This is a genomic window from Streptomyces sp. CHD11 (assembly GCF_018638295.1).
Classification (GTDB): domain Bacteria; phylum Actinomycetota; class Actinomycetes; order Streptomycetales; family Streptomycetaceae; genus Streptomyces.
Genome location: NZ_JABTTS010000003.1, coordinates 315,383 through 327,415, shown reverse-complemented (window position 1 = coordinate 327,415; position 12,033 = coordinate 315,383). Strand labels below are relative to the sequence as shown.

The following is a 12,033-nucleotide window of genomic DNA, read 5'->3' as shown; positions in this document are numbered from 1 at the left end:
CCATGCCCGCAGGCGTCCGATGCCCCGCCGCTCTGCCGTGAAACGCCGGATCGCCGCAGGTCATCCCGGTGGACCAGTCAAGTGGCAGGGCGCCGCCGGGGCGCCTAGTAATGGTCATCAGCCTTCCCCATGGAGCGGATCATGACTACTTTCTCCTCGTCACCTCGCCCGAACGAACCGGTCATACCCCCCGAGGCGGCCGCGGTCCCGCCCGCCGACACGACACTCACCACGACCGGCACCCGCCATCCCGACCCGCCATGGGCACGGCCGCGCGCGGTGGCCCGCCCGGAACCGGTGGACGCCGCGCGTCCGCGCGACCCCGTCGCCACGGTCGACCTCGTGGACCCCCTCGGACATCCGGGGCCCGCGGCGCCGCCGGACCCGTCGCACGCCGGACCCCCGGCGACCGGGAAGCCGTACCGCGACCCGGTCAGCGACCTCGTGCACGCCGCCGTGGCGGACCGGCCCCTGGCGGAGGTCGTCGACCTCATCACCGCGCTGGAACGCTCGCCCGAGCACACCGGCGCCGTGGTCGACGCCCTGCGCGCCGCCGGGATCGACCGGTCCGTGGAGGACGTCACCCGGCTCGTCTCGCTGCTCACCCGGCCGCCGCGCGACGCCCGCAGCGCCGACGAGACGATCCGCGCGGCGGCGGCGCACCGTTCCGTCGAGGACGTCACCCTTCTGGTGGCCCTGCTGCACAACGAGCCGCTGGCGCCGCACTGCCGCGAGGAGGCACTGCGCGCCGCCGCGACCGGGCGTTCCGTCGGCGAACTGGTCGAACTCATAGACCGTCTGGCCGTGCACCGGCCGCCCGAGCACCTTCACCGGCCGGAGGCGCGGACACCCCTGCCGGAGGACGGGAACGCTCCGGGCACGCCGGACGGACACCGGTCCGGCGCCGCGCGCGCGGACGCCTCGCGCGGCGGGTTCCTGGCCGGCCGCCGGCACCCCGCCGCCCGCAAGACCTCCCGCCGGACAGGGACACAGCGCCGCCGTCCCGGCACCGCCGCCGTCCGCAACCGTGCGCCCCGGCCGGCCCCCCGGCCCGCGGTCTGGCCGAGCTGGCTCGCCGCCGTGGCCCTCGCGGTATGCGCGGTGACCCACTTCCCGCTGCAACGCGACGGCGTCCCCCTCGGCCTGCACGCCTTCACCGTCGGACTGTCGGTGCTCTGCACGGTGCTGGCCCTGATCCTGGTGGTGCGCCCCGGCGCGGTGGCACTGACCGGAGCGGTCGTGGTGCCGGCGGTCCTGGCCGGTACCCACGCCTACGGCGGTTCCTACCCGTCGTCCGCCCTCTCCCGTGCGGTCGACCTCGCCCTCGCGCCCGCCTGGCTGGCCACCTCGGCCGCCGTCGCCGCCGCGCTGCTGGCACTGACGGCCCTGGTCATCCGGATCGCGTCCCCCCGCCCCGGCGCCCGCTTCGCGCCCTGGCCGCCCCCCGACCCCCACCGGGCCATCGAACGCCCGCCCGCCGAGGCGTGAGCGCCCTGACATCCCGGACCCGGACAGCTCGACGCCCGCCCGCCGCAGGGCCGCCCCGGCCCAGCGGCGCGCCCCGGATCACACACGCCGGGCGACGGACCGACCCGGCCCGGTGCCCGGGGCGATCAGGGCACCGGCACGGCCGCGGGGCGGCACGGAGCGGACGAGGCCGTCCGATCCCGGGCCGGGTCCGTCCCCTGCCCCCGGGCAACGGAGGAGGGCGTGCCGGCCCCGCCGCCCGGCACGACGCCGGAGAGCCGGCGCAGGGCCGGGCCCCAGGCTCTGCACGCGTCTTCTAGTGGTCGGACGTCGTCGTCCGGGGTTCCGGCGCCGGTTCCGCGGGCTCGTGGGGCGCGGCGCGGCGGGACCTGGCGGCGGCGGGCTTCAGACGTTCCAGCGTGCGCGTCAGATTCCGGAGGGGTGAGGAAGGGGCCACCGCGGGTGCGGACGGTTCCCCGGGAGCCGGGGCGGCGGAGGCGGCGTTCTGGTAGGAGGCCAGTGCCTCATGGGCGCGTTCGGCGGCCTCGCGGTACAGGTCCCGGGACGTCGTCATGGCCTCCAGGGCCTCGGCGTACATGGCCACCAGCGCGCGCTCGCGGTCGAGTTCCTCGGCGAGGGTCAGCAGGTGCCAGTCCTCCCGCAGCGCGGTCAGGGAGTCCCGCGCCCCGTCCGGCAGCACGCGCGGGATCGCGTCGAAGCGGGCCACGGCGTCGACGAGGCCGGCCGGTTCGGTGCCGTCAAGGAACACCGCGCGCACGGAGAAGGCGTCGGCGTCGTACTCCTCCGGGACGTGAGCGCCCGGCAGCACCACGGCGCCCCCACGGGGAAGTCGCACGCCGAACTCCCGCAGCGCCCAGTCGGCCACCCGCCACTGCTGGGGGGTGGCCCGGTGCTCCACGACCCGGTGCCGCAGCCCCGGGGGCAGCCAGCGCGCGAGCGGCACCCGGCCCCGTTCGTCCGTGGTCATCGCCTCATGGACGACGACATGGAGGTGCCACGCGTCCCGCGCGCAGTCGCGCAGCAGCCGCCGTACGGCCTTGTCGTCCTCGGGGAGCGGATTGATCTCCCCGGGACGCAGGCCGGTCGCGGCGTCGTGGTTCCAGTCGGTGTCCTGTTCCCGCTCCCAGAACATTCCGGCCGGCGACGGCCAGGCAGGGTCCCAGGGCCGCTCCGCCTCCGCGACCAGCGTCCAGTCCCGGCCCTCGGCCGCGGCGGGCGCGAGGCTCAGCCGGGCGCGGACGGTGACCTCCCCGGCGACCCGTGTCCGGGATTCGAACACGGTGTCAGGGGCGGTGTCGGCGGCGGGAAGCTCCAGGAAGTCGTCGATGTCCCGGCTGTCCTTGAGCCGGCGCAGGGCGGCGCGGAGTGCCTCGTCCGCCCGGCCGCCGGTATGGCGGCCACGGGCCAGCCAGACCGTGGGCGGGATCGTGACGTGGGCTGCAGGGGAGTTCGGCATGGGTCCAGTGGTGAGCGGGGGCACGTGCTCCTGCCAGTATCGTCGCCGCCGGCCGGCGAAATGACGCGGGGTCCGCCGGACGGCGGGCCCTGTCGCCGCCTACCCGCCCCGCACGCCCCTCATGTGAGATGCGCGCACGGCGTGTCGCGCGCGGGGTGTGCGCGGCGCACACCCGATGAGCGCGGTTCACCCGTGGTCCACCGGTACGACCGTCACCACAATGGGCTCGTGAGCAGGGCCGGTCCACCATCCGCACCGGGGCCGGCCCTGCCCGCGCCACGACCGGACGACCCTCCCCGCCGTGGAGGCAAAAGCCCGGACCTTACCAGCGGGCCGTCACGCCCGACGCATATTCCCCGGGAAAACACCAAACCTCCCACCTCGGTCGAGCACACACAGTAGCGTCGACGTCACGTTCGCGGTACAGCCGTGCGAGGGAGGGGGATCCGGCGTGCCCGGAATCGACGAGAGCCTGCTGGAAGCCATGCGACTGCCCGGCGCGCGGGGCGCGCTGGTCGTCGACTGGATCAGCGGGCTCGCGCTGGGCGCGGTCGGCGAGGCCCCGGGCGGCGACGCGGAGGCCACGGCCGCGGAGACCGCGGAACTCGCCCGCCAGGCCATGGAGAGCGGCACCCTCGCCCCGGCCGACGGTCACGGGGCCGGCGCCGCCGGCAAGGAGCCGCCCGTCGAGGACCTGATCCTGACCAGCGCGGACGCCTACCATCTGCTGAGATTCGTCGTGACGACGTTCGACAGCACGGTCTTCCTCTACCTGTGGCTCGACCGTGCCGACGGCAACCTCGCCCTGGCCCGCATCCGGCTCTCCCACATGGCGGACCGGCTGGTGCTCGGATGACCACAGCGCCCTGCACCGACGGATCCGCCCCCGAGCTGCTCGGCACCCTGGCGGCCGACCACGCCACCGGCGCGCTCTCCACCGAGTCCGGGGTCTTCTACCTCTCGGCGGGGCATGTCGTGCACGTCGAATCCGCCCACAGCCCTGCCCTCGGCGACCTGCTCACCCGCAGCGGCGCCCTCGCGCCGGCCGGCTGGTGGGAGGCGGTCGAGCGGGCGGGCGCCGTACACCGCGTCGGCCGCCAGCTGGTGGACAGCGGACGTCTCACCACCGGCGCGCTGGAACTGTGCCACACCGGTGCCCTGTTCGACGCGGCGTACTTCGCGCTCGCCCACGACGGTGCCGCGCTCCGCTTCCGCCCCGGTGTCGCGCACTGGTTCGGCGCGGTCCGTCCGGTACCGGTGGCGACGGTACTCAGGGAGTCCCGGCGCCGCCGCGACCTGCTCCACCGCATCTGGCCCGACCCCGCCGTCGACACCGCACCGCTCGACCGCGCGGCCGGCGCCGACCCCGCCTGCCTGCCGCCCCGCCGGGGGCGCACCCTGGCCCTGGTCGACGGCGGCCGTACCGCCGCGCAGATCGCCTCGGCCCTCGCCTGCCGTACCTTCCACACCCTCGTCGAACTGCGCCGCCTCGCCGCCGACGGGCTGGTCACCCCCGCGCCACCCCCGCCCGCCAGGCCCGTCCACTCCGTCCCCGACGCGGGCGGCGCGGCGTGGGACGAGCCCGACACAGCGCTGCTGAGACGGCTTCTGGACGCCTTGGAGGCACTGTGATCCGCGCGCGCCGGCAGCGTGCCGAAAGGAGACTGCTCATGGCCGTCGAGGCCGACGTGCTGGACGAACTGCGCCGGCTCCGCGCCCGCATACCCCGGCTGGCCGGCACGCTCGCGGCCACCGTCGACGGACTCGTCCTCGCCCACGACGCGGCGGACACCGAACCGGAGGGCCTGGCCGCGCTCACCGCCGCCGCGCTGGGCGTCGCCTACCGGATGACGGACGCCGCCGCCCGGGGCGAGTTCCGCGAACTCCTGGTCCGCGGCAGTCAGGGCTACATCGCGACCTACGCGGCCGGCACCACGGCCGTCCTCACCCTGCTCGCCGACGACCGGGTCAACGTGGGCCGGCTGCATCTGGAGGGCCGGCGCAGCGGCGCCCGGATCGCGGAGCTGGTGGACACCCACATCGGCCCGGGGGCCGGGCGGCACGCCGACCGGCTCGTGACCCGGGAGATCCCCGCACGGGGGCAGGACCCGGACCGGCCCATCGGAACCCTTCCGGTGCGGACCCCGCAGCTGCCCCCGCACCGGCCCCGTACCCAGCCCGGCGGCTGACCCCGACCTCTCCTCCCGGCCGGCGCCCGCGCATCACCCGGCGGCCGGCCCGAACCGCCCATTCATGACGGAAAGGACACACCACCCATGGCCAACACCGAGACCTCGCTCAAGGAATGCCTCGCCTCCATCGACGGTGCGACGGCCGCCGCGCTCGTCGACTACACCAGTGGCATGGCCCTCGGCACCCTGGGCGGCGGCAAGGACTTCAACCTGGAGGTCGCCGCCGCCGGCAACACCGACGTCGTACGGTCCAAGCTGCGCACCATGGAACACCTGGGGCTGAACGAGGAGATCGAGGACATCCTCATCACGCTGAACAGCCAGTACCACCTGATCCGCCTGCTCAAGGGGCGCGGCGGCAACGGCCTCTTCCTGTACCTGGTCCTCGACGGGGCCCGGGCCAACCTCGCCATGGCGCGGCACCAGCTGCGCCGTATCGAGTCGGAACTGGAGGTCTGAGCGAGCCGGTCCGGGAGCCCGGCGGCGAGCAGTTGGCCGCGCACCGCGCGCATGAACGGCAGCGGGCCGCACAGGTNGCGAGCGTGGTCAATCCGCCCGGGTCACCCGCCGGTCAACACCTGGTTAACTCGTCGCGACCGCCCGGACCCTGCCCGTGTCAGGCCGCCCCGGGCAGCCAGAGGTCGGGGCCGAAGACCTCGTAGTGGACGGACCGGGCCGGGACCCCGGCGGCGAGCAGTTGGCCGCGCACCGCGCGCATGAACGGCAGCGGGCCGCACAGGTACACCGTCGCGTCCGCCGGGATGTCGAGTCCCTCCAGACTCATCAGACCGCCGCGGACGCCGGGCTCGTCGGCACCGGGGCGCTCGTACCAGAACACCGCCTCGGCGTCCGGCAGCTCACTCACCGTCTCGCGGGTCTCGGCGCACAGGGCGTGCTCGGCGGGCGAGCCGTCGGCGTGCAGGACGAGTACCCGCCGGGTGGAGCCCGTGGCCCGCAGCCGGGCCAGCATGCCCAGCATCGGAGTGCACCCGATACCCGCCGAGGCCAGGATCAACGGGGTGTCCGCCTCGTCCAGCGCGACGTCGCCGGCCGGCACGGAAAGGGTGAGCTCGTCCCCCGTGCCGACCTCTTCGAACAGCAGGGTGGACACCTCGCCGTCCGGGGCGTCCTCCGCTCCCGCGACCCGCTTGACGGTGATGCGGCGCACCTCGTCCCCCGGGTCGGAGGACAGGCTGTACTGGCGCAGCTGGCACACCCCGTCGGGCATCCGCACCTTCACGCTGACGTACTGGCCCGCCCGGGCCGGCGGTGCCGGCCTGCCGTCGGCGGGGCGCAGCAGGAACGACACCACGTCGTCCGTCTCCTCGTGGCGCTCCACGACCGTCCAGGGCCGCCAGATGTCGCCCGGCTCGACACCGGCCTCGTGGTACAGCCGGGCCTCCCGCGCGATGAGCGCGCCGGCCATCAGCCAGTACACCTCGTCCCATGCCGCCGCGACATCCGGGGTCACCGCGTCGCCGAGCACCTCGGCGATCGCGCCGAACAGGTACTTGTGCACGATCGTGTACTGGTCGTCGGTGATCCCGACCGCGACGTGCTTGTGGGCGATCCGGGCCAGCAGGGCGTCCGGCCGGCTGTCCGGGTCGGTGAGCAGCGCCTGGGCGAAACCGGCTATGGACCCGGCCAGGGCCCGGCGCTGGGCACCACTGGCCTGGTTGCCCCGGTTGAACAAACCGTCCAGGAGCTCCGGCCGGTCGCGGAACATCGCGCCGTAGAAACGCGTGGTGATCTCGTCGAGCGCTCCGGCCACGGCGGGCAGCGTGGCCCGCAGCAGTGCGGCGGATTCGTCGGACAGCATGAGGTCTCCCAAAAGCGTTACGGAACAAAGGCGTTGGACCGCGGATCCGGACCGGCGGCAGCACCTGTATAGCAATCCGGCACCCCTGTTCCCCCGGGTAACGGGGTCCGCTGCGGCGATACGGGACCGTCGTCCCGGCGAACCGGGACCTCCGGCCCCGGCCGGCCCGGCCACATCAGGGCCGAACGGCCCCCCGCCTCGGGCCGGCCGGCGGTGACGGGACGACGGTTCCCGGGTGGGGGAGACGGCCCCCGGGGCGGCCGGAGCGCGGTCTCCGGGCCGGCCGGGGCACCTGGACCGGCCGGCCGGAGGTCCCGGGCCGACGGGGTGGGGGCCCTGCGGCCGCGGGGAGGCCGGGGCCTCTTCGTGCCGGCGGGACGGCGGGACGGCGGGACGGGTTCCGGCCACCCGGGGTCCTTGGGCCGGCCGGCTCGTGGTCCTCGCGGCGGTGGGGCGGTGGTTCTCGGGCGTGGCCGGACGGTGGGCCCGCCGGACCCGCCCGAGGGCCGATGCCGTACCGTCGCCTTTACTGGACCGTTACCGGAGCGCCGGTCGGGGCACGGCCCGGCGGGGGTGTGCGGGTGAAAGGGCACAGGAGGCACGGGTGGAAGACTCCGAGCGGGACGCGGACGCCCGCGTACGGCTGCCTCAGCTCAGGCTCGACGAACTGCTGGAGGAGCTCCAGGCCCGTATCGACGCGGCGCGCGGCACCCGTGACCGGGTGCACAGCCTCCTGGAGGCCGTCCTCTCGGTCGGCCGTGAGCTGGAGCTGGAGCACGTGCTGCACAGCATCGTGGAGGCCGCCGCGGCGGTGGTGGACGCGCGGTACGCGGCCCTGGGCGTGATCGGCCCGGACGGCAAGCGGCTGTCCGCCTTCCACACCGTCGGGGTCGGCGACGAGGAGATCGCCCGCATCGGCCACTACCCGGAGGGCCACGGCATCCTCGGCGAACTGATCCGCCACCCCGAGCCGCTGCGCGTGGCCAGACTCTCCGACCACCCCAGCTCGTACGGCTTCCCGGCCCACCACCCGCCGATGAACACCTTCCTCGGGGTACCCATCCGGGTCCGCGACCAGGTCTTCGGCAATCTGTATCTCACCGAGAAGCGGGGCGGGGCGCAGTTCGACGAGGAGGACGAGTCGGTCCTGTCGACCCTGGCGGTCGCCGCCGGTGTCGCCATCGACAACGCCCGCCTCTACGAGGAGTCCCGGCAGCGGGAACGCTGGCTCCGGGCCAACGCGGAGATCACCCACGGTCTGATGTCCGGCAGCGAACGCGGCACCGCGCTGCTGCTCATCGCCGAGCGTGCCCGCGAGATCACCGGCGCCGCCCTCGCCGTGGTCGCGGTGCCCATGGAAGGCACCGACTCGCTGACCGTGGAACTGGCCATCGGACAGGGTGCGGACACCCACCGCGGGCTCGTCGTGCCGGTCGAGGGGAGCCTGCTCGGCCGGGCCTTCACCACGGCCGCCCCGGTCACCTGCCCGGACATCACGACCGATGACCGGGTCTTCCGCGGCCCCCAGCGCCTGGATGAACTCGGTCCGGCCGCCGCCGTGCCCGTCGGGTCGGGCGACCGTGTGCGCGGCATCGTCCTGCTGGTCCGGGCCGCCGGCCGCACCCCCTTCTCCGACAAGGAGACCGAACCGCTGCAGGGGTTCGCCGCCCAGGCGGCCGTGGCGATGGAACTGGCGGAACGGCGTCAGGACGCCGAGCAGATCGCCGTGCTCGAGGACCGCGACCGCATCGCCCGCGACCTGCACGATCTGGCGATCCAGCGGCTGTTCGCCACGGGTATGACCCTGCAGAGCGCCGGCCGGTTCATCGAGCACGAGGAGGCCTCGGAGCGGGTGCTGCGGGCCGTCGACGATCTCGACGAGACCATCAAGATCATCAGGTCGACCATCTTCGGCCTGCGCTCCCGGGCGTCCGCCGGCGCCGAGGGAACGGGCCTGCGGGCCCGCGTCGTGCGGGGCGTCGGTGAGGCCGCTCCCCTGCTCGGCTTCGCGCCCAGTGTGCGGATGGAGGGACTGATCGACACCCAGGTGCCCAGGGAGACCGCCGACCACCTGGTGGCCGTGCTCTCCGAGGCCCTGACCAACATCTCCCGGCACGCCCGCGCCGACCGTGCCCAGGTGGCCCTGGAGACGGACGGGCGCGAGGTACGCCTCACGGTCTCGGACAACGGCGTGGGCATGCCCGCCGAAGGCCGCCGCAGCGGGGTGCGCAACATGGCCGAGCGCGCGGAGCAGCTCGGTGGCACGTTCGACATCACCGGTTCCCCCGGCCAGGGCACCAGCCTGCTGTGGAAGGTGCCGGTGCCGGAGGAGTAGGCGTCGCCTGCCCGGTGTGTGCCGGGCACCCGCCAGGGGTACTCGTCGACGGCTCCCGGGCCGGACGCCGCGCGGTACGGCGCCCGCCATATTCGTACGGACGTCCGAGGAGCCGGGACCGCCGTCGGCGGGAGGAGCGTCGAGTGACGGACTGGACCTGGGAGTACGAGGGCTACGACCCCGCGGGTGCGCGCCTGCGGGAGTCCCTGTGCACGCTGGGCAACGGATACTTCGCCACCCGGGGGGCGCTGGCGGAGTGCTCCGCCGGCGAGGTGCACTACCCGGGGACGTACGCGGCCGGCGTCTACAACCGGCTCACCTCCCAGGTCGTCGGAGGGCGGGCCGAGAACGCCGAGAACGCCGAGAACGTCGACAACGAAGACATGGTCAACCTGCCCAACTGGCTCCCGCTCCGCTTCCGCCTGCCCGGGGAGTCCTGGCTGACCCCCGACACGGCGGACGTGCTCGACCACGTGGTGACGCTGCACCTGTCCTCCGGGCTGATGGAGCGCCGGACGCGCTACGACATCGGCGCGGGGCGGGCGCTGCTCGTGCGCCAGCTCCGCTTCGTGCACATGGCCGACCCCCATCTGGCGGGGCTGCGCACCGATTTCACCGCCGAGGGATTCTCCGGCACGCTCGAGACCGAGGCGGCGCTCGACGGGGGCGTCACCAACGCCGGGGTGCCCCGGTACCGGGATCTGGACGGCCCCCATCTCACCGGTGTGCTCACCGGCACGTCCGCCGCGGACACGGTGTGGCTCGGCTGCCGCACCCGCACCTCGGACATCCGGATCGCCCTCGCCGCCCGGTTCACCTCGCCGGCGCCCGTCACCGTCCGGCACGACCGCCCGCGTGCCGTCCAGACGACCCTGCTGGACCTGACCGACGGGCGCGCCGTCACCGTGGACAAGACCGTCGCCCTGCACACCTCCCGGGACGCCGCGATCAGCGACCCGCTGCACGCCGCTGTCGACCGGGTGAGCCGGGCGGACGGCTTCGACGAGCTGCTGGCGCCCCATCTGACGGCCTGGGAGCAGCTGTGGCGCCGGACCGAGCTCGATGTGGCCGGCGAGGCGGGGCGCATTCTGCGGCTGCACCTCTTCCACGTCCTGCAGACCCTCTCCCCGCACACCGCGGACCTGGACGTCGGGGTACCGGCCAGGGGACTGCACGGCGAGGCCTACCGGGGGCATGTCTTCTGGGACGAGCTGTTCGTCCTGCCGTACCTCAATCTGCACCTCCCGGAGGTCTCGCGGGCGCTGCTGCACTACCGTCACCGGCGCCTGGAGCGCGCCCGGACCGCAGCGCGGGACGCGGGCCGCAGGGGCGCGATGTACCCGTGGCAGAGCGGCAGCGACGGGCGGGAGGAGACGCAGCGACTGCATCTCAATCCCCGCTCCGGGCGCTGGCTGCCCGACCACTCCCACCTCCAGCACCATGTGGGATCGGCCGTCGCCTACAACGTGTGGCAGTACTGCGAGGCCAGGGGCGACGAGGAGTTCCTGCACACCAAGGGCGCCGAGATGCTGCTGCAGATCTCCCGCTTCTGGGCGGACTCGGCCGGCTTCGACGAGGGCCTGGGGCGGTACCGCGTCAAGGGCGTCGTCGGTCCCGACGAGTATCACGACGCCTACCCGGACGCCGACGGGCCGGGCCTCGACGACAACGCGTACACCAACGTCACTGCCGCCTGGGTCCTCACGCGGACCCTGGAGGTGCTGCACGGCCTGCCCGAACCGAGGCGCCGGGAACTCGCCGAACGCACCGGACTGGACGCGGGCGAGCTCGAGGAGTGGGAGGAGATCTCCCGTAAGCTCCATGTCCCCTTCCACAACGGGGTCATCAGTCAGTTCGAGGGCTACGGGGAGCTCGCCGAGCTCGACTGGCGGGGCTACCGGCGCCGGTACGGCGACATCCGGCGCCTCGACCGGATCCTGGAGGCCGAGGGCGACAGCGTCAACCGCTACCAGGCCTCCAAGCAGGCGGACGTCCTGATGATGGGCTACCTCTTCTCGCCCGCCGAACTCCAGGGCATCTTCCACCGGCTGGGCCTGAGCCTGGACGAACGGACCTGGCGGCGCACCGTGGACCACTATCTGCACCGCACCAGTCACGGTTCCACCCTCAGCGGCCTGGTCCACGGCTGGGTCCTGGCCCGGGCGCGCCGCGCGGACGCCTGGAAGTTCTGCCAGGAGGCACTTCGGGCGGACATCGCCGACATCCAGGGCGGCACCACCGGCGAGGGCATCCACCTCGGCGCCATGGCCGGCACGCTGGATCTGGTCCAGCGCGGACTGACCGGTCTGGAGACGCGCCGCGGTGCCCTGTGGCTCGATCCGGTCCCCCTGCCGGAGCTGTCCTCCTACGGCTTCGCCCTGCGCTATCACGGTCACTGGGGCGTACGGCTGCGGCTGGAACGAGGTCTCCTGGAGATTACCGTGCCCCCGTCCGGCCGCTCCCCGGTCGAGGTGCACCTTCCGGACGGCCGCATGGTCCGTGTCGAGCCGGGCGAGACCAGCCGGCCGGCCCTCCCGGACTGACCCGCACCGAACACGGACTGACCCGCACCGAACACGGACCGACCCGCACCGAACGTCCGCCGGGACCCGGAACGGAAGGCCGCCGGGACCCGGAACGGAAGGCCGCCGGGACCCGGAACGGACGGCCGCCGGCCGGGTGCGACGCGTCCCCCGCCCCGGGGGTTCCGCCCGGGTTCTCGGGTGGCGGGGGCGACGGCCCG

General features: G+C 74.3%; 9 protein-coding genes. 7 read left to right on the top strand and 2 right to left on the bottom strand.

The genetic code is table 11. The features are described 5' to 3' along the window. Positions 1 to 141 precede the first annotated feature (141 nt). Positions 142 to 1,488, top strand: a complete 1,347-nt coding sequence (locus tag HTV45_RS05020) for a hypothetical protein (protein WP_251691394.1) — start codon at positions 142 to 144, stop codon at positions 1,486 to 1,488. Between the two features lie 295 nt (positions 1,489 to 1,783). Here the strand turns inward: HTV45_RS05020 and HTV45_RS05015 are convergent, their stop codons facing one another. Further along, complete coding sequence (locus HTV45_RS05015) at positions 1,784 to 2,944, bottom strand: hypothetical protein (protein ID WP_215204354.1); 1,161 nt, start codon at positions 2,942 to 2,944, stop codon at positions 1,784 to 1,786. A 451-nt stretch (positions 2,945 to 3,395) separates the two neighbouring features. Between HTV45_RS05015 and HTV45_RS05010 the strand changes: the two genes are divergently transcribed. From HTV45_RS05010 to HTV45_RS04995, 4 genes are all read left to right on the top strand, one after another. Beyond that, entirely contained in the window at positions 3,396 to 3,800 is a 405-nt protein-coding gene (locus HTV45_RS05010) for a hypothetical protein (RefSeq protein ID WP_215204353.1), read from the top strand. Continuing rightward, the gene (locus HTV45_RS05005; protein WP_215204352.1) at positions 3,797 to 4,576 is read left to right on the top strand and encodes a hypothetical protein; all 780 of its coding nucleotides are present in this window, start codon (positions 3,797 to 3,799) and stop codon (positions 4,574 to 4,576) included. Before HTV45_RS05010 ends, HTV45_RS05005 begins: the two co-directional genes overlap by 4 nt. Before the next feature lie 38 nt (positions 4,577 to 4,614). After that, a complete protein-coding gene (locus tag HTV45_RS05000; protein ID WP_215204351.1) occupies positions 4,615 to 5,133 on the top strand; it encodes a roadblock/LC7 domain-containing protein in 519 nt (172 codons plus the stop codon). 87 nt (positions 5,134 to 5,220) lie between these two features. Next, positions 5,221 to 5,595, top strand: a complete 375-nt coding sequence (locus HTV45_RS04995) for a hypothetical protein (RefSeq protein WP_215204350.1) — start codon at positions 5,221 to 5,223, stop codon at positions 5,593 to 5,595. Positions 5,596 to 5,752: 157 nt separating this feature from the next. Here the strand turns inward: HTV45_RS04995 and HTV45_RS04990 are convergent, their stop codons facing one another. After that, the gene (locus tag HTV45_RS04990; protein WP_215204349.1) at positions 5,753 to 6,955 is read right to left on the bottom strand and encodes a globin domain-containing protein; all 1,203 of its coding nucleotides are present in this window, start codon (positions 6,953 to 6,955) and stop codon (positions 5,753 to 5,755) included. A 604-nt stretch (positions 6,956 to 7,559) separates the two neighbouring features. On the opposite strand from HTV45_RS04990, the gene HTV45_RS04985 reads away from it, so the two are divergent. After that, the gene (locus HTV45_RS04985; protein ID WP_215204348.1) at positions 7,560 to 9,290 is read left to right on the top strand and encodes a GAF domain-containing sensor histidine kinase; all 1,731 of its coding nucleotides are present in this window, start codon (positions 7,560 to 7,562) and stop codon (positions 9,288 to 9,290) included. Positions 9,291 to 9,433: 143 nt separating this feature from the next. Beyond that, a complete protein-coding gene (locus HTV45_RS04980; protein WP_215204347.1) occupies positions 9,434 to 11,833 on the top strand; it encodes a glycoside hydrolase family 65 protein in 2,400 nt (799 codons plus the stop codon). Positions 11,834 to 12,033: the final 200 nt, after the last annotated feature.

Coding starts and splice junctions, on each gene's coding strand:
- HTV45_RS04990 (WP_215204349.1), bottom strand. CDS start 6,955: ATGCTGTCCGACGAATCCGCCGCACTGCTGCGGGCCACGCTGCCCGCC.
- HTV45_RS05020 (WP_251691394.1), top strand. CDS start 142: ATGACTACTTTCTCCTCGTCACCTCGCCCGAACGAACCGGTCATACCC.
- HTV45_RS04995 (WP_215204350.1), top strand. CDS start 5,221: ATGGCCAACACCGAGACCTCGCTCAAGGAATGCCTCGCCTCCATCGAC.
- HTV45_RS05015 (WP_215204354.1), bottom strand. CDS start 2,944: ATGCCGAACTCCCCTGCAGCCCACGTCACGATCCCGCCCACGGTCTGG.
- HTV45_RS05005 (WP_215204352.1), top strand. CDS start 3,797: ATGACCACAGCGCCCTGCACCGACGGATCCGCCCCCGAGCTGCTCGGC.
- HTV45_RS05000 (WP_215204351.1), top strand. CDS start 4,615: ATGGCCGTCGAGGCCGACGTGCTGGACGAACTGCGCCGGCTCCGCGCC.